This is a genomic window from Enterobacter bugandensis (assembly GCF_900324475.1).
GTDB classification, from domain to species: domain Bacteria; phylum Pseudomonadota; class Gammaproteobacteria; order Enterobacterales; family Enterobacteriaceae; genus Enterobacter; species Enterobacter bugandensis.
Window position 1 is genome coordinate 3,047,069 of sequence record NZ_LT992502.1, and the last position, 26,590, is coordinate 3,073,658.

25 protein-coding genes, 2 tRNA genes and 1 other annotated feature are annotated in these 26,590 nt (G+C 53.9%); of the genes, 13 read left to right on the plus strand and 14 right to left on the minus strand.

All coding sequences use genetic code 11. The features are described from left to right. The first annotated feature begins 1 nt into the window (after position 1). Positions 2-1,768 (plus strand): aminopeptidase P family protein, encoded by a 1,767-nt coding sequence (locus DG357_RS14830; RefSeq protein ID WP_088204834.1) that lies wholly within the window; start codon positions 2-4, stop codon positions 1,766-1,768. Between the two features lie 142 nt (positions 1,769-1,910). Here the strand turns inward: DG357_RS14830 and DG357_RS14835 are convergent. Continuing rightward, a tRNA-Asn gene (locus DG357_RS14835) sits at positions 1,911-1,986 on the minus strand. A 103-nt stretch (positions 1,987-2,089) separates the two neighbouring features. Then, positions 2,090-3,544 carry a multidrug efflux MATE transporter EmmdR gene (gene emmdR, locus DG357_RS14840; protein WP_120787280.1) on the minus strand — a complete coding sequence of 485 codons (1,455 nt, stop codon included), beginning with the start codon at positions 3,542-3,544 and terminating at the stop codon, positions 2,090-2,092. 161 nt (positions 3,545-3,705) lie between these two features. On the opposite strand from emmdR, the gene DG357_RS14845 reads away from it, so the two are divergent. Then, positions 3,706-3,781, plus strand: a tRNA-Asn gene (locus DG357_RS14845). A gap of 163 nt (positions 3,782-3,944) precedes the next feature. Here the strand turns inward: DG357_RS14845 and DG357_RS14850 are convergent. The 4 genes from DG357_RS14850 to dacD form a co-directional block, all read right to left on the minus strand. Next, positions 3,945-4,280 (minus strand): DUF496 family protein, encoded by a 336-nt coding sequence (locus tag DG357_RS14850; protein ID WP_028013754.1) that lies wholly within the window; start codon positions 4,278-4,280, stop codon positions 3,945-3,947. Between the two features lie 158 nt (positions 4,281-4,438). Continuing rightward, positions 4,439-5,497, minus strand: coding sequence for an FUSC family protein (locus DG357_RS14855; RefSeq protein ID WP_028013755.1), 1,059 nt, complete (start codon positions 5,495-5,497; stop codon positions 4,439-4,441). Positions 5,498-5,589: 92 nt separating this feature from the next. Next, positions 5,590-6,063, minus strand: coding sequence for a DNA gyrase inhibitor SbmC (gene sbmC / locus DG357_RS14860; RefSeq protein ID WP_059358469.1), 474 nt, complete (start codon positions 6,061-6,063; stop codon positions 5,590-5,592). A gap of 119 nt (positions 6,064-6,182) precedes the next feature. Beyond that, positions 6,183-7,349: a serine-type D-Ala-D-Ala carboxypeptidase DacD gene (gene dacD / locus DG357_RS14865; protein WP_028013757.1), complete on the minus strand. Its 1,167-nt coding sequence runs from the start codon at positions 7,347-7,349 to the stop codon at positions 6,183-6,185. A gap of 198 nt (positions 7,350-7,547) precedes the next feature. Between dacD and sbcB the strand changes: the two genes are divergently transcribed. Then, positions 7,548-8,984: an exodeoxyribonuclease I gene (gene sbcB, locus DG357_RS14870; RefSeq protein WP_408608541.1), complete on the plus strand. Its 1,437-nt coding sequence runs from the start codon at positions 7,548-7,550 to the stop codon at positions 8,982-8,984. Positions 8,985-9,041: 57 nt separating this feature from the next. On the opposite strand, the gene plaP is transcribed toward sbcB, so the two are convergent. The 4 genes from plaP to DG357_RS14890 form a co-directional block, all read right to left on the minus strand. Continuing rightward, positions 9,042-10,400 (minus strand): putrescine/proton symporter PlaP, encoded by a 1,359-nt coding sequence (gene plaP / locus DG357_RS14875; protein WP_088204831.1) that lies wholly within the window; start codon positions 10,398-10,400, stop codon positions 9,042-9,044. Next, entirely contained in the window at positions 10,390-10,452 is a 63-nt protein-coding gene (yoeI, locus tag DG357_RS14880; RefSeq protein ID WP_099458931.1) for a membrane protein YoeI, read from the minus strand. The genes plaP and yoeI overlap by 11 nt, the downstream gene beginning before the upstream one ends. 219 nt (positions 10,453-10,671) lie before the next feature. Beyond that, complete coding sequence (locus DG357_RS14885) at positions 10,672-11,601, minus strand: LysR substrate-binding domain-containing protein (RefSeq protein ID WP_045260392.1); 930 nt, start codon at positions 11,599-11,601, stop codon at positions 10,672-10,674. Between the two features lie 41 nt (positions 11,602-11,642). Then, the gene (locus tag DG357_RS14890; RefSeq protein ID WP_028013761.1) at positions 11,643-12,467 is read right to left on the minus strand and encodes an SDR family oxidoreductase; all 825 of its coding nucleotides are present in this window, start codon (positions 12,465-12,467) and stop codon (positions 11,643-11,645) included. Between the two features lie 175 nt (positions 12,468-12,642). On the opposite strand from DG357_RS14890, the gene hisL reads away from it, so the two are divergent. From hisL to hisIE, 9 genes are all read left to right on the plus strand, one after another. Further along, positions 12,643-12,693: a his operon leader peptide gene (hisL, locus tag DG357_RS14895; protein ID WP_001364200.1), complete on the plus strand. Its 51-nt coding sequence runs from the start codon at positions 12,643-12,645 to the stop codon at positions 12,691-12,693. Further along, positions 12,669-12,792 (plus strand) — a sequence feature (His leader region). Its footprint overlaps the gene before it by 25 nt. A 45-nt stretch (positions 12,793-12,837) precedes the next feature. Then, complete coding sequence (gene hisG / locus DG357_RS14900; protein ID WP_000886595.1) at positions 12,838-13,737, plus strand: ATP phosphoribosyltransferase; 900 nt, start codon at positions 12,838-12,840, stop codon at positions 13,735-13,737. A gap of 5 nt (positions 13,738-13,742) precedes the next feature. Continuing rightward, positions 13,743-15,047: a histidinol dehydrogenase gene (hisD, locus tag DG357_RS14905; RefSeq protein ID WP_088204851.1), complete on the plus strand. Its 1,305-nt coding sequence runs from the start codon at positions 13,743-13,745 to the stop codon at positions 15,045-15,047. Beyond that, positions 15,044-16,105: a histidinol-phosphate transaminase gene (gene hisC, locus DG357_RS14910; RefSeq protein WP_028013763.1), complete on the plus strand. Its 1,062-nt coding sequence runs from the start codon at positions 15,044-15,046 to the stop codon at positions 16,103-16,105. Before hisD ends, hisC begins: the two co-directional genes overlap by 4 nt. Then, the gene (gene hisB, locus DG357_RS14915; protein WP_028013764.1) at positions 16,102-17,169 is read left to right on the plus strand and encodes a bifunctional histidinol-phosphatase/imidazoleglycerol-phosphate dehydratase HisB; all 1,068 of its coding nucleotides are present in this window, start codon (positions 16,102-16,104) and stop codon (positions 17,167-17,169) included. Before hisC ends, hisB begins: the two co-directional genes overlap by 4 nt. Beyond that, a complete protein-coding gene (gene hisH, locus DG357_RS14920) occupies positions 17,169-17,759 on the plus strand; it encodes an imidazole glycerol phosphate synthase subunit HisH (RefSeq protein ID WP_028013765.1) in 591 nt (196 codons plus the stop codon). The genes hisB and hisH overlap by 1 nt, the downstream gene beginning before the upstream one ends. Next, on the plus strand, positions 17,759-18,496 hold the full coding sequence (gene hisA / locus DG357_RS14925) for a 1-(5-phosphoribosyl)-5-[(5-phosphoribosylamino)methylideneamino]imidazole-4-carboxamide isomerase (RefSeq protein WP_088204830.1): 738 nt from the start codon (positions 17,759-17,761) through the stop codon (positions 18,494-18,496). The genes hisH and hisA overlap by 1 nt, the downstream gene beginning before the upstream one ends. Further along, entirely contained in the window at positions 18,478-19,254 is a 777-nt protein-coding gene (hisF, locus tag DG357_RS14930) for an imidazole glycerol phosphate synthase subunit HisF (protein WP_088204829.1), read from the plus strand. Before hisA ends, hisF begins: the two co-directional genes overlap by 19 nt. After that, on the plus strand, positions 19,248-19,859 hold the full coding sequence (gene hisIE / locus DG357_RS14935) for a bifunctional phosphoribosyl-AMP cyclohydrolase/phosphoribosyl-ATP diphosphatase HisIE (protein ID WP_028013768.1): 612 nt from the start codon (positions 19,248-19,250) through the stop codon (positions 19,857-19,859). Before hisF ends, hisIE begins: the two co-directional genes overlap by 7 nt. A 40-nt stretch (positions 19,860-19,899) precedes the next feature. Here the strand turns inward: hisIE and wzzB are convergent, their stop codons facing one another. Further along, positions 19,900-20,880, minus strand: a complete 981-nt coding sequence (gene wzzB, locus DG357_RS14940; RefSeq protein ID WP_088204828.1) for an LPS O-antigen chain length determinant protein WzzB — start codon at positions 20,878-20,880, stop codon at positions 19,900-19,902. A 191-nt stretch (positions 20,881-21,071) separates the two neighbouring features. On the opposite strand from wzzB, the gene DG357_RS14945 reads away from it, so the two are divergent. Continuing rightward, a complete protein-coding gene (locus tag DG357_RS14945; protein WP_047367916.1) occupies positions 21,072-22,076 on the plus strand; it encodes an NAD-dependent epimerase in 1,005 nt (334 codons plus the stop codon). Between the two features lie 51 nt (positions 22,077-22,127). Here the strand turns inward: DG357_RS14945 and ugd are convergent, their stop codons facing one another. From ugd to DG357_RS14960, 3 genes are all read right to left on the minus strand, one after another. Further along, positions 22,128-23,294 carry a UDP-glucose 6-dehydrogenase gene (gene ugd, locus DG357_RS14950; RefSeq protein ID WP_063409310.1) on the minus strand — a complete coding sequence of 389 codons (1,167 nt, stop codon included), beginning with the start codon at positions 23,292-23,294 and terminating at the stop codon, positions 22,128-22,130. Positions 23,295-23,519: 225 nt separating this feature from the next. Beyond that, positions 23,520-24,926 (minus strand): NADP-dependent phosphogluconate dehydrogenase, encoded by a 1,407-nt coding sequence (gndA, locus tag DG357_RS14955; protein ID WP_028013772.1) that lies wholly within the window; start codon positions 24,924-24,926, stop codon positions 23,520-23,522. A gap of 148 nt (positions 24,927-25,074) precedes the next feature. Next, entirely contained in the window at positions 25,075-26,541 is a 1,467-nt protein-coding gene (locus DG357_RS14960) for a glycoside hydrolase family 1 protein (protein WP_088204827.1), read from the minus strand. Between the last annotated feature and the right edge of the window lie 49 nt (positions 26,542-26,590).

Sequence of the window (26,590 nt, forward strand, 5' to 3'; positions counted from 1 at the left end):
CATGCACACCCCTACTCCGCTCTCTGCCCTGCGTCAGTGGCTTCAGGAAAACAGCCTCGACGGGATGATCGTTCCGCGCACCGATGCCTGGCAAAGCGAGAATTGCGCGTCGAACGACGAAAAGCTGGCCTGGCTGACAGGCTTTAACGGCTCTGCTGGCGTCGCGCTGGTACTGAGGAATAAAGCGCTGCTGTTCGTCGACGGACGCTATCAGGTGCAGGCCCGCGTTCAGGTGAATATGGATGAGGTTGAGATCCACCATCTGCACAACGAGCCGCTGGCAGACTGGCTGACGGCCAACGTCGCGGCGGGCACGCGCATTGGTTTTGACCCAATGCTGATGACGAATACCGAGTTTACGCAGCTGTCTGCCACACCGTGTACGCTCGTGCCGCTGAACGCGTCACCGTTTGACGCCTTATGGACCGATCGCCCTGCCGCACCGGCGGGGCTTATCCGTGAGATGCCGGTTGCGATAAGCGGTGAAAGCAGCGAAGACAAACGTCAGCGCGTTGCCGCCGTGCTGGCCGCGAACAACGCTGACTACCTGGCCGTTACGCTGCCGGATAACATTGCGTGGATGCTCAACGTGCGCGGCTCAGATATCCCCACCAGTCCGGTACCGCTCTCATTTGCCCTGCTCGGTCGCGACGGCCGCGTTGAGTGGTTTGTTAACGACAATAAGCTCGCAGAACTCCCTGATGCAGTTCTGAACGCCTTCACGATTGCGCCACAGAACACTTTTATTGAGCGCTGTCAGCAACTTGCTGAAGGGAAGCGGGTGATGGTTGATGCCGACTCCGCGCCGGTGGCCCTGCGCTTTGCCATTGAACCGCGCGGTGAAATTGTCTGGCGAACCGATCCCATTACCCTCATTAAGGCTACCAAAAACCCGGTCGAGCTGGCAGGGTATCGCGAGTGCCATCTCCAGGACGGCGCCGCGTGGGTCAACTTCCTGGCCTGGCTGAGCCGCGAAGTGCCGCTGCGTGCGGCGGCGGGACAACCGCTAACGGAGCTGGAAGTGCAGGCGCAGCAGCTGGCATTTCGCAAACAGCAGCCCAGTTTTATTGAGCAGAGTTTCGCGACCATTTCCGCCTCTTCGAGCAATGCGGCGATGTGCCACTATCATTCAAGCGAGGCCAGCAACAAGCCCCTCGGCCATAACCATTTTTACCTGAACGATTCGGGCGGTCAGTACGCTAACGGCACCACCGATGCCACGCGCACGCTGGCGTGGGGTAATGTCCCCTCGCAGCAGCGTCTGCACTACACCGCCGTGCTGAGAGGCTTCCTGTCGCTGATTACCCTGCAGTTCCCTTCCGGTACGCAGGGGCACCAGTTGGATGCTTTCGCGCGTCGTCCGCTGTGGGAGATGGGGCTGGATTACGATCACGGTACCGGGCACGGCGTGGGCCACCAGCTTCTGATCCACGAAAACCCGCATCGCATCGCCAAAAAGGTCAACCCGTGGCCGCTGGTGGCAGGGAACATCATGACCATTGAGCCGGGATACTATCTGGGCGATAGCCACGGTATCCGTATTGAAAACCAGGTGGAGATAGTGGAGAGCCGTCCGGGGTTTTGCAAATTTGCTTCTCTGACGCTGATCCCGATTGATTTAAGCCAGGTCGAGCTGGATCTGTTGAGCGAGCAGGAAAAGCAGTGGCTGGATGAGTATCATCAGCAGGTACGTGAGGCACTGACGCCGCTGGTGAATAGCGAGGCGCGTTCGTGGCTGGAGGCGGCGACGGCGCCGGTTCGTGTGTAATTTCGTGCGGTCTGATGCCCTCACCCCATCCCTCTCCCACGGGAGAGGGTGAAAACACTAAAAACGGCAACAAGGTTGCCGTTTTGCATTTACTTGACGCAGAAAAGCAAAAAGCCTGCTTTAAAAGCAGGCTTTTCAAATTTGGCTCCTCTGACTGGACTCGAACCAGTGACATACGGATTAACAGTCCGCCGTTCTACCGACTGAACTACAGAGGAATCGTGTGAACGGGGCGCATATTATCGATGCTCCCCGATGATGTCAAAGGCAGAATGCATATTTCCGATCGTTTGCCGAATTATTCTCCATTTCGCGCAATTGTCAGGCATTTTGTCGCGGATATTTCCACAGCCAGCGCCCGCTGACCATGCGCCAGTAGAACAGCGCCCCGCGTACGGCCCAGTCAAGGAACATCCCCAGCCAGACGCCCACCACGCCCCAGCCCAGCACCACGCCCAGCGTATAGCCCGCCACAACGCGACACCCCCACATGCCAAGCATGGACACCCACATGGCAAAACGGGCATCGCGCGCCCCTTTCAGCCCGGCAGGTAACACCCAGGATGCCGCCCATATGGGCATAAAGGCGGCGTTGAGCCAGATAAGGATCTTCACCACCTCTTTCACGTCATCTTCATGGGTATAAAACGCGGCCATCAGCCCGGCAAACGGCGCGGTGCCCCAGGCGATCAGCGTCAGCCCAATCGTCGACAGCCAGAACACATGGCGCAGCTGCCGCTCCGCCTGGCCTATCTGCCCTTTCCCGAGACGTTTACCCGTGATGATGGTTGATGCCGACCCAAGGGCGTTACCCGGCAGGTTAATCAGCGAGGCGATGGAGAAGGCGATAAAGTTACCGGCGATAACGTCGGTGCCCATTCCGGCGACAAACATCTGCGTGAGCAGCTTCCCGCCGTTGAACAACACGGATTCAATGCTCGCGGGAATACCAATCCCCATCACTTCCCAGATAATGGCGAAATTAAAGGGCCGGAAGTAGCTCTTAAGCGTAAGACGCAGCGAGGGGGTAATCCCCGTCATCAGCACCCCGATGATGGCCGCCGCACCGATATAGCGTGATATGGTTAATCCCAGCCCGGCCCCGACGAACCCCAGCCCATCCCACGAGAACGCGCCGTAGATCAGCACGCTGCTGATGATGATATTCAGGATATTCATCCCACCGTTGATCAACAGCGGGATTTTGGTGTTACCTGCCCCGCGCAGCGCGCCGCTGCCAATCAACGCGATGGCCGCCGCAGGATAGCTTAAGACGGTCATTTCGAGATAGGTCAGCGCCAGGTCTTTGACCTCGTTCGTGGCTTCCCCGGCGACAAAATCGATAATCTCTTTACCGAAATAGTGGATCACCGCCGCCAGAACAATCGAAAAGAGGGTCATGATCATCAGCGACTGACGTGCAGCCTCGCGCGCGCGTTTGGGATCCAGCTTGCCGAGACTAAAGGCCACCACAACCGTCGTCCCGAGATCGATGGCGGCAAAGAATGACATCACCACCATGTTAAAGCTGTCTGCCAGCCCGACCCCCGCCATCGCCTCTTTCCCCAGCCAGCTCACCAGGAAGGTGCTCAGCACTCCCATCAGCAGAACGCAGGTATTTTCCAGGAAAATAGGCACGGCAAGAGGGGTGATTTCACGCCAGAACAGAACACGATAGCTTTTACGTTTTGCGTACCATGGCGTGCGCACGATCGCCTGGCGCAGAGGGGCAGTGACGTTCAAAATGGACCTTAGCGAGAATAGTTGAAACTCCATTTCAAATGATGGGGGAGAAATGCTAATCCTGCAAAGTATTTTCCTGAAAAAGATGTGTGTATTTACAACAAACTGACGACAGAATCGGCAATCAGTCGATTTTCCCTAAGATCAGGTTTGACAAAAGTTTTTTCGCCGCTAAGATAAGCCTCCACAACGATTCCTCTGTAGTTCAGTCGGTAGAACGGCGGACTGTTAATCCGTATGTCACTGGTTCGAGTCCAGTCAGAGGAGCCAAATTTAAAAAGCCTGCTTTGTAGCAGGCTTTTTGCTTTTCTACAGTAGATAAAATTGTCGGCTTGCGGCTGCGCCTGACCCGACCTACAAATCAGCGGACCGTTGATCGTCAAATAAAAAAGGCCCCCTGTCACCAGAGAGCCTTTTTCACAATTCGCTGCGATTATTCGCTTTTAGCTTCGGCGTTTTTGATTTCGCCCATCACTTTCAGCTTTTTGGAGATGTCGCGACGCTCTTTGGACAGCTCGGCATTTTTGATGATGTAATCATCAACGCGGTCTTCATAGTCGCTCTTCATGCTGGCGATGATGCCCTGAATAGCTTCAACGCTCATGCCCGGCTTGATGTAGTCGCTCAGGTTGTCGAGCAGCAGAACACGTTTCTGGTTGTCACGGATCTTCTTCTCAACGTCCTGGATTTCACGCTGCAGTTTGTTTTTGCGGCGGAACAGGCGGACGAATTCCAGAACATCCTGGAACGAAGGCTTGATAGTTTCCATTTTTACACCCCTGATAATGTGAGATTCGGATTCGTTAAAGCAACCGTTGTAACAATAACCTTACTGACAGCGGCTGCGAATGACAATGGCTATATCGTTTAAAGCTATCATAACCCCAATTGCTGCTGAATCGAAGCAGCAGGCGTCACATCCGCGTTTTATTTGCGCAGCGCCCGACAAATCAGGTGCGATAGCAGTTCAAGCTGTCGCGCCAGCTCCAGGCTCAGCCAGACATAGCCGTGAATGGGCGTTTCCGCCACGTTATCGCCCTGCCGCTCGTTGATTAACTGCTTTAGTTCCGCCACGATTTCATTGAGCCGCTCGCTGTTCGCCAGAACGGGCTGCGGGTTGCCTTCATAGAGCGCATGGGCGATGGTCAGCAGGGTCTGCTGCGTCATCATCTGCGTCTCTTTGAGGGTCTGGGCGTTAAGCATCAACAGATGGCTGGGACGCGTGGCCCAGTGCGCGTTGATTTGCAGTTCAAGCATGCACACCAGATTGCGGCTGACCGTCTGGATAGCTTCGAAAATCGCTTTCTGAATATGGGTCTCTTTACTGGCTGGTACTATCAGGCCGCGCATTTTGACCACGTCGTTGAGGATGGTTTGCAGATGCTTTTCCAGCCGGGGACGCTCAACCAGATTCGGTGAAAACCCCGCCTGGTAAACGCGGTTAAACGCCGTGACGTAGTTAGCCATCTGGATACGCCAGTGCAGAAAAGCCCGCTGCGGCCAGATGCCGGTAAACAGCATGGCGAGCAGCGAGCCCAGAATAACGTCCCCGCTTCGCCACATCGCCGTGGTCATATCCCCTGCTGGCGCGCCGACCACGACCGCGAGAGTGATACCAATCAGCAGCGCCTGATAAGGCCGTTTGCCCAGCGCCAGCCAGCCGCACAGGAACATGGCGGCACCGCACCATGCCAGCATCACTGGAAATGAGATGAGCTCAAGCTTCAGGGCAATCAGCCCCAGGGCAGAGCCAAGCACGGTACCACCTATTCGCTCGAAGGCGCGCGGGACAACGTTTCCCCAAAATGAGATTGGCCCCATCACCACCACCAGCGTGATCAGCGGCCACGTTCCTTCCGGTATATCCAGCAACCTGACCAGTACAAAGGTCAACACGAACGCCAGCGCGATGCGACACCCGTGCACCACGCGGTAATGTTTATATAAGCGAATTTCAAAAGGGGTTAATGATTTGTCGGGACGCACACCCGCTCTCCAGCAACACGGCAAATCACAATTGTACTGTGTTTTCAGCCGGGCGGATCGCTCCCGGCTGAAAAACCCTTCATTAAGCAGGCTTAAACCGTTTTGTGCTCTACCGCGATAAACATTTCAATATCCCAGTAGCCGTCCGCGTTGCCATCATTGAGATAGCGCTCAAAGCAGGGCTTAAGCGCCATCTGGTATTTATTATCCTGCAGCAGGGAATTAAAGAACTGATACCACGGGGTTGCAAAGTCGTAGTTTTCCACGCGCGCCGTCGCCACGGCATAATCACCGGCCGCGATTTCCGTCATCATCACCCCTTCGCTGTTTTCCGGGATGACGAAATCATCCGGTACGGTAACGGCCGTATCGCAGCGCAGTTTTTCTGCCGGAACCTCATCGGGGTTATCGTAATAGACCGCCACCCACTCCAGCGGCTCAATGTGACGCCCGTCTACCCACATGACCAGCTGTTCAAAGCCCTGCTTGACCGTTTTTTCCCACGGCCCAACAAGATGAAAACCCGCAATCTTACGTTTCTGTTGCTGCTTGATGCTGAAGTCCATGCTGCCTCCGATTAGCACTGTATATTTATACACTATAAAGCAGGATTTCTATTATCGGCAAACGAGGAGTGTTTATTATGTGAGCAGACTCGCAACCCTGCCAGTCTGCCCATCAGCGGTTAAAGCGTGTGGTGAAGATAATCGCTCAAGCGTGAGAATACGCCTCCCTTATCAACGGCTTCCAGAGTGACCAGAGGCCAGTGCGCCACGACCTTGTCGCGGTCATAGAGCTGGATCTCCCCGACCCGCTGATGCGCGGCAATCGGTGCTTCCAGCTCTTTTTTATCCAGCACGTATTTGGCTTTAATGTTCGGTACTTCCGCTTTCGGCAGGGCCAGCCAGAAGTCCTGGTCGGTGCCCAGTTTCACCTGTTCTTTATCGCCGTACCAGATACGCTCTGTTCCGACTTTTTTACCGTTATGCAGGATCTGCACCGTATCGAAGTTCTGTTGTCCCCAGTGCAGTAGCTTACGCGCCTGGTCCTCGCGCCCTTTCGGGCTGTCCGCGCCCATCACCACCGCAATCAAACGACGCTGACCGTCCACCGCGGAGGCAATAAGGTTAAAGCCTGCTCCTGAGGTATGCCCCGTTTTCAGGCCGTCCACGTTCATGGTTTTATCCCACAGCAGGCCGTTACGGTTTTGCTGGGTGATGCCGTTCCAGGTAAGACTCTTTTCGCTGTACATATGATAAAACTCTGGCTCACCGTGAATGATGGCCCGAGAGAGCACGGCCAGGTCATAGGCCGAGCTGTGCTGGCCCGGCGCGTCCAGACCGTGGACGGTTTCAAAGTGCGTATCACGCAGGTTCAGCTTCTGCACGTAGTCGTTCATCATCTTCACAAACTGCGGCTGCCCGCCCGCCACGTGATCGGCCAGCGCCACGCAGGCATCGTTGCCGGAATCGACAATCAGACCGCGGCTTAAGTCACGCACGGTGACGCGATCGCCCTCTTTCAGGAACATCAGCGACGAACCGTCAAACACCGGGTTCCCTTTTGCCCACGCGTCACGCCCTACGGTGACAATGTCATCCGGCGAAATGCGATGGCTGTCAATGGCCCGATCCACCACATAGCCCGTCATCAGCTTGGTGAGGCTCGCCGGGTTACGTTGCTGATGTTCGTTGCCCGCCGTTAAAATTTGACCAGTCGTGTAATCCATCAGCACCCAGGAGCCAGCCTGAATGGCCGGAGGCTGCGGCGAAAAATCCAGTGGTTCGGCCGCAAAAGCAGATGAGACACTCGAAGCGAGTAAAGAAACAGCAATAAACAGACGGCGTTTCAACGGTATATCCTCAGGTCATTAAAAATCGATGACCTTTTTACGGGACTTCTGATGTCGTTACCTGGCTTAATTGCAAAAAAATGTGACAGAACGCAGGTTTTACGCGGAAGCGGTCTCGCAAATTTGCGACGCGGCGGCGCTTTTTATTCGGTCTGACCCGCACGATCGTTTACCATAGTGACGTCATTTTTTAACAGGATGGTATTACTGGTGTCTGACTCTGCCGCACGCCCGACTTTTTTATTCCACGACTACGAAACCTTTGGCACGCATCCGGCGCTGGACCGACCGGCGCAGTTTGCCGCCATCCGCACCGATGACGAATTCAACATCATTGGCGAGCCTGAGGTCTTTTACTGTAAACCGGCTGATGACTACCTGCCGCAGCCCGGCGCGGTAATGGTCACCGGGATCACGCCGCAGGAAGCACGGGAAAAAGGCGTTAACGAAGCAGAGTTCGCCCGCCGTATCCACGATCTGTTTACCGTGCCTAATACCTGCGTGGTCGGTTACAACAACATCCGCTTCGATGATGAAGTGACGCGCAATATCTTCTATCGCAACTTCTACGATCCGTACGCCTGGAGCTGGCAGAACCGCAATTCACGCTGGGATCTGCTCGACATCATGCGCGCCTGTTATGCCCTGCGCCCTGAAGGCATTAACTGGCCGGAAAATGAGGAAGGGCTGACCAGCTTCCGGCTGGAACACCTGACGCGCGCCAACGGCATCGAGCACAGCAATGCCCACGATGCGATGGCAGACGTTTATGCCACCATTGCCATGGCGAAGCTGGTGAAAACCGCACAGCCCCGGCTGTTTGAATATCTGCTGAGCCACCGAAGCAAGCAGAAGCTCATGACCCTTATCGACGTACCGCAGATGAAGCCCCTGGTGCATATCTCCGGCATGTTTGGCGCCTGGCGCGGCAATACCAGCTGGGTTGCGCCGCTGGCGTGGCACCCGGATAACCGTAATGCGGTTATCATGGTGGACCTGGCGGGCGATATTTCGCCGCTGCTGGAGCTTGACAGCGATACCCTGCGCGAACGGCTTTACACCCCGAAAAATGAACTCGGGGATCTGCCTGCGGTGCCGGTTAAGCTGGTGCACATCAATAAATGTCCGGTGCTGGCGCAGGCGAACACGCTGCGTCCGGAAGATGCCGACAGGCTGGGCATTAACCGTCAGCACTGCCTGGATAACCTGAAAGTGCTTCGCGATAACCCGCAGGTGCGCGAGAAAGTGGTCGCCATCTTCGCCGAGGCGGAGCCGTTCGTGCCGTCCGAAAACGTGGATGCCCAGCTCTACAACGGCTTCTTCAGCGATGCCGACCGCGCAGCCATGAATATTGTTCTGCAAACCGAGCCGCGTAACTTACCTGCGCTCGACATCACCTTCGCCGATAAGCGCATCGAAAAGCTGATGTTTAACTACCGGGCGCGCAATTATCCCGGCACGCTGGATGAAGCAGAACAGGCGCGCTGGCTGCAGCACCGTCGAAACGTGTTTACGCCAGAGTATCTGCAGCATTACGCGCAGGAGCTTGAGTCGTTATACAACCAATATGAAGGCAACGCAGAAAAACAGATCCTGTTAAAAGCCCTGGTCCAGTACGCGCAAGAGATAGTCTGAAGTGAGATATAAAAAAACCGGAGACAAGGTCTCCGGTTTTTTTTTAAATGTTAAGACTTAAGCAACGTCTTCGTACTGCGGAACCGGGTTACGGAAGCTCTTCGTAACGCAGGCCAGGTACACCAGACCGATACCTGCCCAAATCAGGCCAAGCACCATCGAGCTCTCTTCCAGGTTAACCCACAGCGCGCCCACGGTCAGGGCACCGCACATCGGCAGGAACAGATACTGGAAGTGATCTTTCAGCGTCTTGTTACGCTTTTCACGGATCCAGAACTGAGAGATAACCGACAGGTTAACAAAGGTGAACGCCACCAGCGCACCGAAGTTAATCAGCGCCGTTGCCATCACCAGGTCAAAGTTAATCGCCAGAAGCGCGATCGCACCGACCAGGATAATGTTCATCGCCGGGGTACGCCAGGTTGGATGCACGTAGCCGAAGAAGCTTTTCGGGAATACGCCATCACGACCCATTACGTACATCAGACGCGCAACGCCTGCATGCGCGGCCATACCGGACGCCAGTACGGTGATGGTGGAGAAGATCAGCGCGCCGACCTGGAACGCTTTACCCGCCACATAGAGCATGATTTCCGGCTGAGACGCATCCGGATCCTTGAAGCGCGAGATATCCGGGAAGTACAGCTGCAGGAAATAGGTCGAGAAAATAAAGATCAGACCGCCAATCAGCGCCGTCAGGAAGATGGCACGCGGGATCACGCGCTCTGCATGCTTCGTTTCCTCAGACAGGTTGCTAATCCCGTCGAAACCGGTAAAGGAGAAGCACAGAATCGTCGCCCCGGTAATCATCGGGATCACATGCGCATCACCAGACCAGAACGGTTTGCTGCTCGCCAGGGTGCCCGCGCCTTCGCCGTGGAATACGCCATAGATCACCATGCCAAGAATCACGGCAATCAGGACAACCTGAAGCACAACGATAACGGAGTTAAAGTTGGCAACGGACTTGATGCTGCGCAGGTTAAAGGCCGTCATAAAGGCTACCAGCGCCACGACGAAGATCCACGAGGGAATCGATGGCACCAGCGCTTCAAAATAGATTTTTGCCAGCAGAATGTTGATCATCGGCGCGAACAGGTAGTCGAGCAGCGAAGACCAGCCCACCATAAAGCCAACCGTCGGGCTGATGGATTTCTGGGCATAGGTGTAGGCGGAACCTGCAGACGGATAGCGACGCACCAGTTTACCGTAGCTCAGCGCGGTAAAGAGGATCGCAATCAGCGCAAAGCCGTAAGCCGTCGGCACATGACCGTCAGTGAGGCCCGATACGATACCGAATGTATCGAACAGCGTCATCGGTTGCATATAGGCAAGGCCCATCATAACAACCGGAATCAACGTAAGCGTTTTACGTAATTCCACGCGAGAGGTGTTTGGAGTTGCGTTATGCGACATAGTTATTCTCCTTTACGGTGATAACCGCCACGTAAGCGAAAAATTGCCCCATTTCTTTCTTCCTCAGCGACAACAACTGTCGGATTTTAGTAAATATCTATCCGGTACGAAGCCCGGCCTCTTGGTTTTTAGTTTCGTTTCGTACATGCAAAAAAAAATAACCGACGCCTTTTATATCGTCGATTATTCATTTGGTTGCAGCGGCGGCATTTTGCCCCACATCGGATACAAAAGGCAATACTTTGCAACGCACCGGGTCATTTTCTTTTTTCTAACTGGCTGATTTCTCGGCGCTCCCCTGAGAGTAAACTGCAGCGATAGCACTATTTGCTAAAATTTCGTCCCGCCACCAGGCGCTGGCCAGCCCGGCGGTTTGTTCATTCCAGCCGACCCACACCGATTCGTTACTGCTTTGCGCAAGCACCTGTTTTTCAACAAGCGCACCGCTATCAATAAAGCGCTGCGCCAGATAGCGCGGCAAATAGCCGCAGCCCAGACCGCTAATTTGCAGCTCCAGCTTGGTTTTAAAGTCAAAAACGGTAATGGCCTCCTGCTCATCCAGCAGCTGCGAGGAAACCGCACATTCGGGGCGCGAGCTGTCCCCGACTACTATTGCGCGGTACCCCTTAATAACGCGGCGGTTAAGAGGCTCAGGCTCCTGAGCCAGCGGATGATGGGGCGCCACGGCAAATACCTGCTCCAGCACGCCCAGGCGGGCAAAACCAAAGTCACTCAACTGGGGAGGCTCGTGCAGGGCACCGACAAAGATGTCCGCCCTGCCCTGGGTTAAAGCCTCCCAGGAGCCGCCCAGCACGCCGTTGATGAAAATCAGCCGGGTGACGCTGTGATGCTGATAAAACGCTTCAATGAGCGGCGTCAGTAAAGAAAACGGAAAGGTATCATCCACGCCAATCACCAGCTCATTCTCCCATCCCTGATGGAGCTTGACGGCCTGCTTTTCCAGCTCGCGAACGGTATGAAGAACGTCACGACCTTTTTCCAGCAGCATCTGCCCGGTGCGGGTAAACCGCGCGCGGTGCCCGGTGCGATCGAGGATCTGAATATTGAGGTCGCTTTCCAGTTTTTGAACGGTATAGCTCAGGGCCGAAGGGGTTTTGTAGAGCTTTGCCGAGGCAGCCGCAAAGCTCCCCTCTTTTTCCAGTGCATCCAGAATAATAAGAACATCCAGCAGCGGTTTCATGCTCGCCCCCTTCTGGTGTGCGATTGTCTCCGCTGAGGGTCTTATTCCATGGGCATCACCAGCGGATCGGGATACTGATACTCAAACCCCAGCTCATGGCAAATGCGATTGCCATCAACAATTTTGCCTTTACTTTCGTTCTTTGCCTCACCAAAAACCGGCGGAGCCAACCCAAGCTGGCGTGCCATGAGCGGGTAAAACGTGCTGCGCGCCGGATGAGACGGTGCACATATATTATAGATGTGTCCGCCTTTTGGAGCCTGTAAGAGTAGCTCAATCGCGCCAATAACATCTTCAAGATGCACAAGATTCACGCCATGCTGACCGTCTGGTGCAGTCTTACCGGCAAAGAAGCGCCCCGGATGACGCCCCGGGCCAACCAGCCCCGCCAGACGAACGATATCGACCTGCGTGCCGGGAAGGTTATGCAGCCAGTCTTCCAGCTCTTTCAGGACCTGACCGCTCGCGGTTACGGGACGGCGCTCGGAACTCTCTTTCACCACGCCCTCAGCATCGCCATAAACCGACGTCGAGCTGGTAAAAATTATGCGCGGGACGTGATGCGCCAGCGCGCTGTCGACAATCTCCTGCATCGCCTGCAGGTAGAATGATTCGCCCGGGCCACTGCGCCGTGCGGGTAGCGTAATCACCAGCGCATCTACGTTCATCAGCGTGTCCAGATCGTCCGCATCACACACCAGCTCAGGCTCCAGACGCAGTTCAACGCCATCAATACCGCACATGCGCGCCGCTTCGACCCCATCCCGGGTGGTCTTGCTCCCGGTCACCTGCCAGCCTTTCGCGGCTAATGACATCGCCAGCGGCATTCCCAGCCATCCTAAACCGACAATCGCGACCTTTTTCATGCGAATTCTCCTGACTCTCACTCGTCTTTCATAAGGCTACGCCAGCCCGGCAGAACACACAATTCATAGCATCAATATGAAATGAATTAATGATCAAAAAAAGCCCTTGCAATATGTCGTACAACTGGTTTAGGTTAAAAGACATCAAATGAATAAGCATTCATCGAGAATTTATATGACACGCGTTCAATTTAAACACCACCATCATCACCATCATCCTGACTAGTCTTTCAGGCGATGTGTGCTGGAAGACGTTTGGATCTTCCAGTGGTGCATGAACGCATGAAAAAGCCCCCGGAAGATCTTCTTCCGGGGGCTTTTTTTTGGACCGAATTCAGACAGGTTAAAACAGGTTAACGAGGAATAAAGAATGTTAGATAACTCACGTTTACGCATAGCTATTCAAAAATCAGGCCGTTTGAGTGACGATTCACGCGAACTGCTGGCCCGCTGCGGGATCAAAATCAACCTGCACACCCAGCGCCTGATTGCTCTGGCTGAAAACATGCCGATCGACATTCTGCGCGTGCGTGATGACGATATTCCCGGCCTTGTGATGGACGGCGTCGTTGACCTCGGCATCATCGGTGAAAACGTGCTGGAAGAAGAGTTGCTGACCCGCCGCGCGCAGGGTGAAGACCCGCGTTACTTCACCCTGCGTCGTCTGGACTTCGGCGGCTGCCGCCTGTCGCTGGCAACGCCGGTTGATGAAGCGTGGGACGGCCCGGCCGCGCTGAACGGCAAACGTATCGCCACCTCTTACCCTCACCTGTTGAAGCGTTATCTCGACCAGAAAGGCGTGCAGTTTAAATCCTGCCTGCTGAACGGCTCCGTTGAAGTGGCACCGCGTGCGGGTCTGGCGGACGCCATCTGTGACCTCGTCTCGACCGGCGCGACGCTGGAAGCGAACGGTCTGCGCGAAGTGGAAGTGATTTACCGCTCTAAAGCGTGCCTGATTCAGCGCGACGGCGAGATGGCCGACGCCAAACAGCAGCTGATCGACAAGCTGCTGACCCGTATTCAGGGCGTGATTCAGGCGCGTGAGTCCAAATACATCATGATGCACGCCCCAACCGAGCGTCTGGATGAAGTGATTGCCCTGCTGCCGGGCGCTGAGCGCCCAACCATCCTGCCGCTGGCGGGCGATCAGCAGCGCGTGGCGATGCACATGGTGAGCAGCGAAACCCTGTTCTGGGAAACCATGGAAAAACTGAAGGCGCTGGGCGCAAGCTCCATCCTGGTGCTGCCAATTGAGAAGATGATGGAGTAATGGCCATGAGCTTTAACACAATCATCGACTGGAATACCTGTAGCGACGAGCAACAGCGCGAGCTGCTGATGCGCCCGGCAATTTCCGCCTCTGAGAGCATCTCACGCACCGTGGCGGAGATCCTGGATAACGTTAAAGCCCGCGGCGATGACGCCCTGCGTGAATACAGTGCAAAGTTTGATAAGACGGAAGTCGGCGCATTGCAGGTTACGGAGCAGGAAATCACTGATGCCAGTAATCGTCTGGGAGATGACATCAAGCAGGCGATGGCCGTTGCGGTGAAAAACATTGATACCTTCCACACCGCGCAGAAGCTGCAGACCGTGGATGTCGAAACCCTGCCCGGCGTGCGTTGCCAGCAGGTGACGCGCCCGGTTGCGTCAGTGGGGCTTTATATCCCTGGTGGTTCAGCGCCGCTGTTTTCGACCGTATTAATGCTCGCCACGCCGGCGCGTATCGCCGGATGCCAGAAAGTAGTGCTGTGCTCTCCGCCACCGATCGCCGATGAGATCCTCTACGCGGCAAAACTCTGCGGCGTACAGGCGGTCTATAAAGTGGGCGGCGCGCAGGCGATTTCCGCCCTGGCGTTCGGGACGGAGTCCATTCCTAAGGTCGACAAAATTTTTGGCCCGGGCAATGCGTATGTGACCGAAGCCAAGCGTCAGGTCAGCCAGCGTCTCGACGGCGCTGCCATCGATATGCCTGCCGGTCCGTCTGAAGTGCTGGTCATTGCCGACAGCGGCGCAACGCCGGACTTCGTGGCCTCCGACCTGCTTTCACAGGCGGAACACGGCCCGGACTCGCAGGTCATCCTGCTGACGCCGGATGCCGATATGGCGAAACGCGTGGGTGAAGCCGTTGAACGCCAGCTTGCCGACCTGCCCCGCGCCGACACGGCACGTCAGGCGTTAGCGGCCAGCCGCCTGATTGTGGCGCGCGATCTCGAGCAGTGCATCGCCATCTCCAACCAGTACGGCCCGGAACACCTGATTATTCAGACCCGCAACGCGCGCGATCTGGTCGACAGCATCACCAGCGCGGGCTCGGTGTTCCTCGGCGACTGGTCACCGGAGTCCGCGGGGGATTACGCCTCCGGCACCAACCACGTGCTGCCAACGTATGGCTACACCTCTACCTGTTCCAGCCTCGGCCTGGCGGATTTCCAGAAACGCATGACCGTGCAGGAACTCTCCCGTGACGGGTTTGCCTCACTGGCTTCTACTATTGAAACCCTGGCCGCCGCTGAGCGTCTGACTGCCCACAAAAACGCCGTGACGCTGCGCGTTGCCGCCCTGAAGGAGCAAGCATGAACATTGAAGAATTAGCCCGCGAAAATGTCCGCCGCCTGACGCCTTACCAGTCTGCGCGTCGTCTGGGCGGAAACGGGGACGTCTGGCTGAACGCCAACGAATTCCCGACTGCGGTGCAGTTTGAGCTGTCGCAGCAAACGCTGAACCGCTATCCGGAGTGTCAGCCAAAAGCGGTGATTGAAAACTACGCCCAGTACGCGGGTGTGAAGCCGGAGCAGGTACTGGTCAGCCGCGGCGCGGATGAGGGCATTGAACTGCTGATCCGCGCGTTCTGCGAGCCGGGCAAAGACGCGGTGATGTACTGCCAGCCCACGTACGGCATGTACAGCGTCAGCGCCGAAACCTTCGGCGTGGCGTGCCGCAACGTCCAGGCGCTGGAGAACTGGCAGCTCGATTTACAGGGCATTGCCGACAATCTCGACGGCGTGAAGGTCGTCTTCGTCTGCAGCCCAAATAACCCCACCGGGCAGATTATTAACCCGCAGGATATCCGCACCCTGCTGGAGATGACCCGTGGTAAAGCGCTGGTGGTGGCCGACGAAGCCTACATCGAGTTCTGCCCGCAGGCGACGCTGACGGGCTGGCTGGAAGAGTATCCGCATCTCGTTGTGCTGCGCACGTTGTCAAAAGCCTTCGCCCTCGCGGGCCTGCGCTGCGGGTTTACGCTGGCGAATAAAGAGGTCATCGACCTGCTGCTGAAAGTGATCGCCCCGTACCCGCTCTCAACGCCGGTTGCCGATATTGCGGCACAGGCGCTGACGCCTCAGGGTATCAACGCGATGCGCGAACGCGTGGCGCAGATCCTGGAGGAACGTCAGTACCTTGTCACCGCGCTGAAAGACATCCCTTGCGTCGAGCAGGTGTTCGACTCGGAAACCAACTACATCCTGGCGCGCTTCACCGCCTCCAGTGCCGTATTTAAATCTTTATGGGATCAGGGCATTATCTTACGAGACCAGAATAAACAACCTTCCCTGAGTGGCTGTTTACGTATCACCGTAGGCACCCGCGCAGAGAGCCAGCGCGTCATTGACGCCCTGAAAGCGGAGAAAGTATGACCCAGAAGATCCTTTTCATCGATCGTGATGGCACCCTTATTTCGGAGCCACCAGCCGATTTCCAGGTCGATCGTTTCGACAAGCTGGCTTTTGAACCGGACGTCATCCCGGTGCTGCTTAAGCTTCAGAAAGCGGGCTATAAGCTGGTAATGATCACTAACCAGGACGGTCTGGGTACGGACAGTTTCCCGCAGGCGGACTTTGACGGCCCGCATAACCTGATGATGCAGGTGCTGACCTCTCAGGGCGTGGTATTTGATGAAGTGCTGATTTGCCCGCACATGCCAGCCGACGAGTGCGACTGCCGTAAGCCAAAGGTGAAGCTGGTTGAGCGCTATCTGGCCGAAGATATGCTGGATAAAACCAACAGCTACGTCATCGGCGATCGCATCACCGATATTACGCTGGCGGAAAACATGGGCATCGCGGGGCTGCGCTACGATCGTAACGACCTTAACTGGGCAAAGATTGGCGAGCAACTGACAAAACGCGACCGCTATTCTCACGTTGAGCGTAACACCAAAGAGACGCAGATTGATGTAAAGGTATGGCTGGACCGTGAAGGCGGCAGCAAGATCCACACCGGCGTCGGTTTCTTTGACCACATGCTGGACCAGATTGCCACCCACGGCGGTTTCCGCATGGAGATCGCGGTAAAAGGCGACCTTTATATTGACGATCACCACACCGTGGAAGATACCGGCCTGGCGCTGGGTGAAGCCCTGAAGCTGGCGCTCGGCGACAAGCGCGGCATCAACCGTTTCGGCTTCGTCCTGCCGATGGACGAGTGCCTGGCGCGCTGCGCCATGGACATCTCGGGTCGTCCGCACCTGGAATACAAAGCTGATTTCACCTACCAGCGCGTCGGCGATCTCAGCACCGAAATGGTGGAGCACTTCTTCCGTTCCCTGTCCTACACCATGGGACTGACGCTGCACCTGAAAACCAAAGGCAAAAACGATCACCACCGCGTGGAGAGCCTGTTTAAAGCCTTTGGCCGTACGCTTCGCCAGGCGATCCGCGTGGAAGGCGATGCCCTGCCCTCGTCGAAAGGAGTGTTGTAATGAACGTGGTGATTCTGGATACCGGATGCGCCAACCTCAACTCCGTGAAATCGGCCATCGCGCGCCACGGCTATGAGCCGGTGGTGAGCCGCGATCCGGACATTGTATTGCGCGCTGACAAGCTTTTCCTGCCGGGCGTTGGCACCGCACAGGCGGCGATGGACCAGATTCGCGAACGCGATCTGGTCGATTTGATCAAAGCCTGTACCCAGCCGGTGCTGGGGATTTGCCTGGGCATGCAGCTTCTTGGCCGCCGCAGCGAAGAGAGCAACGGCGTTGACCTGCTGGGCATTATCGACGAAGACGTACCGAAAATGACCGACCACGGCCTGCCTCTGCCGCATATGGGCTGGAACCGCGTTTACGCCAAAGCGGGTGACCGGCTGTTTCGCGGCATCGAAGACGGCGCGTACTTTTACTTCGTGCACAGCTACGCCATGCCGGTGAACGTCAATACCATCGCCCAGTGCACTTACGGCGAGGCGTTTACCGCGGCGGTGCAGAAAGACAATTTCTTCGGCGTGCAGTTTCACCCGGAACGCTCTGGCGCCGCTGGCGCGCAGCTGCTGAAAAACTTCCTGGAGATGTGATGATTATTCCCGCTTTAGATTTAATCGACGGCACGGTTGTCCGTCTTCATCAGGGCGATTACGGTCAACAGCGCGACTACGGAAAGGACCCGCTGCCGCGCCTGCAGGATTATGCCGCCCAGGGTGCACAGGTGCTGCATCTGGTGGATTTAACGGGCGCGAAAGATCCGGCGAAGCGCCAGATCCCGCTGCTGAAAAAACTGGTTGCTGGTGTTGACGTGCCCGTGCAGGTCGGCGGCGGCGTACGCACCGAGGACGACGTGGCGGCTCTTCTGGATGCAGGTGTGGCGCGCGTGGTGGTCGGTTCAACCGCCGTGAAAGAGCCTGAGACGGTGAAGGGCTGGTTCCGCCGCTTTGGCGCCGACGCCCTGGTACTGGCGCTGGACGTGCGCATTGACGAGCAGGGTAATAAGCAGGTGGCGGTCAGCGGCTGGCAGGAAAATTCCGGCGTAACGCTGGAAGCGCTGGTCGAGACGTATCTCCCTGTGGGCCTGAAGCACGTGCTGTGCACGGACATCTCGCGCGACGGCACGCTGGAGGGTTCCAACGTCTCGCTGTATCAGGAGGTATGCGCGCGTTATCCGCAGGTTGCGTTTCAGTCTTCAGGCGGTATTGGTGACATAGACGACGTGGCCGCGCTGCGCGGTACCGGTGTGCAGGGCGTAATTGTGGGCCGGGCCCTGCTGGAAGGTAAATTTACGGTGACGGAGGCGATTCAATGCTGGCAAAACGGATAATTCCTTGTCTTGACGTGCGCGATGGTCAGGTTGTGAAAGGCGTGCAGTTCCGCAACCACGAGATCATTGGCGATATCGTCCCGCTGGCAAAACGCTATGCCGATGAAGGCGCTGACGAACTGGTCTTCTATGATATCACCGCCTCCAGCGATGGCCGCGTGGTCGATAAAAGCTGGGTCGCGCGCGTGGCGGAAGTGATTGATATTCCGTTCTGCGTGGCGGGCGGGATTAAGTCTGCTGATGACGCCGCCAAAATTCTCTCTTTTGGCGCCGACAAGATTTCCATCAACTCCCCTGCTCTGGCCGAGCCGGAACTGATTACCCGCCTGGCCGATCGCTTTGGCGTGCAGTGCATAGTGGTAGGGATTGATACCTGGTTCGACGCCGCGACCGGCAAATATCACGTTAACCAATATACCGGCGATGAAAGCCGGACGCGCGTGACGCAGTGGGAAACGCTCAACTGGGTGCAGGAAGTGCAGAAGCGCGGCGCAGGTGAGATTGTGCTGAACATGATGAACCAGGACGGCGTGCGTAACGGTTACGATCTCGAGCAGCTGAAGAAAGTTCGCGCGGTCTGCCACGTTCCGCTGATTGCCTCCGGCGGCGCGGGCACCATGGAACACTTCCTGGAAGCCTTCCGCGATGCGAACGTCGACGGCGCGCTGGCCGCGTCCGTGTTCCACAAACAGATTATCAATATTGGCGAGTTAAAAACGTACCTGGCCGACCAGGGCGTGGAGATCAGGGTATGTTAACAGAGCAACAACAGGCGCAGCTGGACTGGGAAAAAACTGACGGATTACTGCCGGTGGTTGTACAGCATGCCGTCTCAGGCGAAGTGCTGATGCTGGGATACATGAACCAGGACGCGCTGGCAAAAACGATCGACAGCGGCAAAGTGACGTTTTTCTCGCGCACGAAGCAGCGCCTGTGGACCAAGGGGGAAACTTCGGGTCACTTCCTGAACGTGGTCAGCATGACGCCAGACTGCGATAACGACACCCTGCTGGTGCTGGTGAACCCAATCGGTCCAACCTGCCATAAAGGCACCAGCAGTTGCTTCGGCGAGGCGAGTCACCAGTGGCTGTTCCTGTATCAGCTTGAGCAACTCCTGGCGGAGCGTAAAACGGCGGATCCTGAGAGCTCCTATACCGCGAAGCTGTATGCCAGCGGGACTAAGCGTATTGCGCAGAAGGTGGGTGAAGAAGGTGTTGAGACGGCGCTGGCCGCGACCGTACATGACCGGGAAGAGTTGACGAATGAAGCGTCGGATTTGATGTATCACCTGCTGGTGCTGCTGCAGGATCAGGAACTGGATTTGACGGCGGTGATTGAGAATCTACGAAAGCGTCATAAATAAAAAAACCGGGGATTTTCCCCGGTTTTTTTTAATCTGCAAATCAGACTTTTGGTTTGTAGTTGTGCAATGCGTTACGCGCCAGTACCACTACAGAACCCATCATCAAGCCCAGCAGCACGGCAAGAGTCAGAATGATTGGTTTTTTGGGGCTGTCACGATGTACAGGCAGATTTGGTTTCATAACGTAACGGTAGACGTGGATAGTATCCGGGTTTACGTTCAGATTTTGAATATCCAGCAAGTTTTGTCTGGTCTGATAGTAAGCAGCAGAAAAGACCAGCGGGCGTGACGCTTCATTGTCAATCATCGATTTCAGACCGTCGCTTCCCAGCAGAAACATCGTTTCCTGAGTCACATCCTGGGTTTGCTGAATGCGCGGCGAGGTAATTTTCGCCGCCTCAGCATTTTTCAGCGCCTCAGCAATCTGTTTGATTCGCAGCTCTTTCTGCTCTTGAGCGACCTTTTCCTGGCTTACCAGAGAATCGTTCAGGGATTTAATCTGTTCCTTGATATTGTCCTTGAGGTCAAGGGCAAGTTCTTTTGCCGTCTGTTCATCTACTTGCTGAATGTACTGCGCTAACTGCTTTTGAGCCGCTTCAGCAGAAGTGCTGATATAGGAGACGGTTAATGGCAACGTTTCCCCTTTAACAGCAGGCTCAATGGTCAGTTTTTCTGGCACGTCCTGATTGTCCAGCGCCTGCGATAACGCTGAGAAAGAAGAGTTAAAACGTCCAATAGCGCGCGTTTGAATGTCCAGCATCGAAGGAGCAGCGCTGCCGTAGAGGATGTTCAATGCATTTGAATAAGTCGCTATCTGGGCCGCATCTGGTTGTGCAATAATCGCCCGTGAGGTCCACTTTTCCTTTGCGACTGATAGATATCCTATCGCCATGGCAATAAAAAGAAAAACAAAAATTGCTATCGTCCACTTCCCACGCCACAGCTGTAGCATTAATGCAAGTAAATCAATGTGCTCAGGGTCATTGCTTCGGCTGACCGGACTATTGTTGTTTTGCGTCATACAATCCCTAACAGATAAAAAGGGGGAAAATTATTATGTTTGCATAGTGTATATATTGCTGAGGATTTTTCTATAAGAATCCGATGAGTTATATCGGAAAGATGCGTTATGTAACTCGCCCCCTTCGCGCTATCATAGTCACTATGTGATGCGTTATCGCATCTGTAAGCGTTAGGTATTTGAGGAAAGATATGAAATTTCTGGTAACGGGTGCAGCGGGTTTTATCGGTTCGAATGTCAGCAAACGCCTCATTGAGGGCGGTCATGAGGTTGTCGGTATTGATAACCTGAACGACTATTACGATGTTAATTTAAAGCTGGCACGTCTGGAACGGCTACAATCTGAGCGATTCACCTTCCACAAGATGGAATTAGCTGACCGGGAAGGTATGGCTGCGCTTTTCGCTGACGAGAAGTTCGATCGCGTTATTCACCTGGCCGCACAGGCAGGCGTACGCTACTCCCTGGAAAACCCGCATGCGTACGCCGATGCCAACCTTATTGGCCACCTCAACGTGCTGGAAGGCTGCCGCCATAACCACGTTCAGCATTTGCTGTATGCCTCATCCAGCTCCGTATATGGCCTCAACCGTAAGATGCCCTTCTCCACTGCCGATTCCGTAGATCACCCGGTTTCACTCTATGCCGCGACCAAAAAAGCCAATGAGCTGATGTCGCACACCTATTCGCATCTCTACAACCTGCCGACCACCGGATTGCGCTTCTTTACCGTATACGGTCCGTGGGGACGCCCGGACATGGCGCTGTTTAAGTTTACTAAGGCGATGATTGAAGGCAAAAGCATCGATGTCTATAACTACGGCAAGATGAAGCGCGATTTCACCTACATCGATGATATCGCTGAAGCAATTATCCGCCTGCAGGATGTTATTCCCCATCCTGACGCAAACTGGACCGTCGAGACTGGCTCACCGGCAACCAGTTCAGCACCTTACCGCGTTTACAACATCGGTAACAGTTCGCCGGTAGAACTGATGGACTACATCACCGCGCTGGAAGAGGCGCTGGGTAAGAAAGCCGAGAAAAATATGTTGCCACTCCAGCCGGGCGACGTCCTGGAAACCAGCGCCGACACGAAAGCGCTCTATGACGTGATCGGTTTCAAACCGCAAACCTCGGTTAAAGACGGCGTGAAGAACTTCGTTGACTGGTACCGCGAGTTTTACAAGGTCTGAAAATAAAAAACCCGGCAAATCAGCCGGGTTTTTTATTTTAACGTAAGAGAATTAGTCGCTACCGAACAGATCGCGGGTATAGACTTTGTCAGCGACGTCAGCCAGCTCTTCGGCCATACGGTTCGAGATGATGACATCCGCTTCCTTCTTAAAAGCATCCAGATCGCGGATCACGCGGGAATTGAAGAACTGATCTTCCTGCATGGCCGGTTCATAAATAATAACCTCAACGCCTTTCGCCTTGATGCGCTTCATGATCCCCTGAATGGAAGAGGCGCGGAAGTTATCGGAACCGCTCTTCATGATCAGACGATACACGCCGACCACTTTCGGCTGGCGCGCAAGAATAGAATCGGAGATGAAATCTTTACGCGTACGGTTAGCGTCAACAATCGCCGATATCAGGTTATTCGGCACAGCCTGGTAGTTTGCCAGCAGCTGCTTGGTATCTTTTGGCAGGCAATAACCGCCGTAGCCAAATGACGGGTTGTTGTAGTGGTTACCAATACGCGGGTCGAGGCAAACCCCTTCAATAATCTGGCGGGTGTTCAGCCCAAGACTTTCTGCATAGCTGTCGAGCTCATTGAAGTACGCGACTCGCATTGCCAGATAGGTGTTTGCGAAAAGCTTAATCGCCTCCGCTTCGGTGGAGTCCGTAAACAGCACCGGAATATCTTTCTTCACTGCGCCTTCCTGCAGCAGTGCGGCAAAGCGTTCAGCGCGCTCAGAACGTTCGCCAATAACGATACGGGAAGGATGCAGGTTATCGTAAAGCGCTCTCCCCTCACGCAGGAACTCTGGCGAGAAGAAGATATTATCAATACCAAACTTTTCTTTGATGGATTTGGTAAAGCCGACAGGAATGGTCGATTTAATAACCATCACCGCATCAGGATTAATCGCAATAACATCTTTGATAACCGCTTCTACGGTTGAGGTGTTGAAATAGTTGGTTTTTGGATCGTAGTCAGTAGGCGTCGCAATGATGACGTAATCCGCATCGCGGTATGCATCTTCTTTATCTGTCGTGGCGCGGAAATTCAGCGGTTTGTTGCTGAGATAGTCCTGGATTTCTTTGTCGACAATCGGCGATTTCTTCTGATTGAGCATATCCACTTTGGCCTGCACGATATCCAGCGCAACCACTTCATGGTTCTGAGCAATCAGAATGCCGTTAGAAAGACCGACATACCCTGTTCCGGAAATTGTTATTTTCATTCGCTAATGACTTCTTTTAGTTAACTGTATTGATGGCCAGCAGACCATCGCGATAAACATAACTGTTGGGCTTTGTACCTCCTGGCAAACAGCACTGTCAAGGCAAACCAGGAGTAATCACAACGAGGGGGATGAGATTCAGACTACTTCGAATAATGCGCGGCATTTTTTGCATAAAAAAACCCGGAGACAGGCTCCGGGTTTGATGATAGCGAGTAAGTTAACTTATTCCATCCATTCGGTGTGGAACACGCCTTCTTTATCCGTGCGCTTGTAAGTATGCGCGCCGAAATAGTCACGCTGTGCCTGAATCAGGTTGGCAGGCAGAACGGCAGCGCGGTAGCTATCGTAATACGCCACCGCAGCGGAGAAGGTTGGAACCGGGATACCGTTCTGTACAGCGTAGGCAACCACGTCACGCAGCGCCTGCTGGTACTCGTCTGCAATCTTCTTAAAGTACGGTGCCAGCAGAAGGTTAGCGATACCTGCGTTTTCAGCATAGGCATCGGTGATTTTCTGCAGGAACTGCGCACGAATGATGCAACCCGCGCGGAAGATCTTCGCGATCTCGCCGTAGTTCAGGTCCCAGTTATTCTCGTCAGACGCCGCACGCAGCTGTGAGAAGCCCTGCGCGTAGGAGACGATTTTACCCAGGTACAGGGCGCGACGAACTTTCTCGACGAACTCAGCTTTGTCACCGGCTGGTTTAGCCTGTGGGCCTGACAGCACTTTAGAAGCAGCAACGCGCTGCTCTTTCAGAGAAGAGATATAACGCGCAAAGACGGATTCGGTGATCAGAGACAGCGGCTCACCCAGATCCAGAGAGCTCTGGCTGGTCCATTTACCGGTACCTTTGTTCGCTGCTTCATCCAGGATCACATCAACCAGGTATTTACCCTCTTCATCTTTTTTCGTGAAGATATCTTTGGTGATGTCGATCAGGTAGCTGTTCAACTCGCCTTTGTTCCACTCGGTAAAGGTTTCAGCCAGCTCTTCATTAGAGAGATTCAGGCCGCCTTTCAGCAGGGAGTATGCTTCTGCAATCAGCTGCATATCGCCGTATTCGATGCCGTTGTGCACCATTTTTACATAGTGACCCGCACCGTCCGGACCGATATAAGTCACACACGGCTCGCCATCTTCCGCAACAGCAGCGATTTTAGTCAGAATAGGCGCAACCAGTTCGTACGCTTCTTTCTGGCCACCAGGCATGATAGATGGGCCTTTCAGCGCACCCTCTTCACCACCGGAAACACCGGTACCGATGAAGTTGAAGCCTTCAGCGGACAATTCACGGTTACGACGAATGGTGTCCTGGAAGAAGGTGTTACCGCCATCAATGATGATGTCGCCTTTTTCGAGGTAAGGCTTCAGGGAGTCGATAGCTGCATCGGTACCTGCGCCCGCTTTCACCATTAGCAGGATTCGACGAGGCGTTTCCAGAGACTCAACGAACTCTTTCACCGTATAGAAAGGAACCAGCTTCTTGCCTGGGTTCTCGGCAATCACTTCTTCAGTCTTATCACGGGAGCGGTTGAAAACGGAGACGGTATAACCACGGCTTTCGATGTTGAGCGCCAGGTTGCGCCCCATCACTGCCATACCGACAACGCCGATCTGTTGCTTGGACATTACATACTCCTGTCAGGTGTGGTCCCACCAGGTACTTCCCGGTGGATATATTATCGAATAATCTTAACTCAGAAATCGAGAGCAGAGGTAGGTAATTATGGTCATTAATACACTTTAGCCATAACAAAAGCATGGCTTTATCAAGTGGTCATTTTTGCGTCGTTGAAATACATTGCTTTTTATATTCTTTAATAGTTTTCTGGTAAATATAATAGCTTAACTTAGGTATACGTTTCAAATTCTTATCATCGAAATCGACACCAATTATTCCAAACCTATTTTTGTAACCCCATAACCATTCGAAATTATCGAGCAAGCTCCAAAATAGATAGCCCTGAATATCCAATCCTTCCTTTTTTGCATTCATAACGGCAGTAACATGTCTCTTGAGATAGTCTGCTCTCAACTTATCAGAAATGACCCCTTCCTTAAGTTTTTCATCAGCTAAACCAAAACCTGCACCATTCTCAGTAATAATGAAGGTAGGATGAGCATATTCGGCATCAATCTTTTTCATCATTGTAACCAACGCCTCAGGAGAAACAGGTCCGTTGACGGATGGTTTTTTATCTGGGTTAGGGACATTACCTATTTCAAACGGTTCAGATTTATCATGCCTAACCAATGTTGGACCATAATAATTTACGCCGATGAAATCAGGTTTTCCTTGGGTAATCAATTGCATATCTTGAGATGTGGGCTTAAATTTAGGATATGCTGATTGATACATTTTCAATACTGAATCTGGATATTTTCCCTTATATAGAGCATCGAGAATCCAGTTGTTGTGGAGATCGTTACATAACTGCTCAGTAGTACTATTTGGATGTCCATTATCGATGCAAGGAGATAAGTTTAACGCAATGCCAATACGTCCATCATATTTAGCCTTATGGTAATTACGTACCACCATCGCATTTGCAATCAAAAGGTTGTGTAATGCTACCGCTTGTTTTCCACGAGACGCTACGGACAAAACGTCACGGTATCCGTCTGGTTTTTTTTCAATGAGATTTGCTGCAAGGGGTTCAAGAGTAAAAACATAGCCTTCAGGCTCATTAAAGGTAATAAAATTATGACTTTTATTACCAAAATTCTCAAAAATAACTTGCGCAAATTTTTCGAACCACACTGGTGATTCAGGGTTAGACCAACTACCTTTTTTATAAAGCGCTAATGGCATGTCCCAGTGGTAAAGTGTAATCACCGGCTCAATATTAGCTTCTTTTAAGTCAGCAATAAGTTGGTTGTAATATTCTAATCCCTTTTTATTTACCGTTACACCGTCAGGCATGACCCTGGACCAGGATATGGAGAAGCGGTACGAATTGACACCTAATTCTTTCATGAGTTGTATATCTTTTAGATAGACATCCCGAGAAATTTGATTGGCTGCAACATCTCCATTTTCAACGGTACCAATAGTATATTTTGTTACTTCATTATGAGTAAAATAATCCCAGTTTGAAGGACCCTTTCCACTCTCATTCCAGCCACCTTCAACCTGGTAAGATGAGGATGCCGTGCCCCAGAGAAAATCACATTGCTGTTTTTCACCAGAGAATGCAGGAGGTAAAAGAAGCGCAGAGGTAAGGAAAAAATGTTTTGCTTTCATTTTATAATCAAAACCTGATAGCTATTAAGGGTATGATATTGTTAATTTT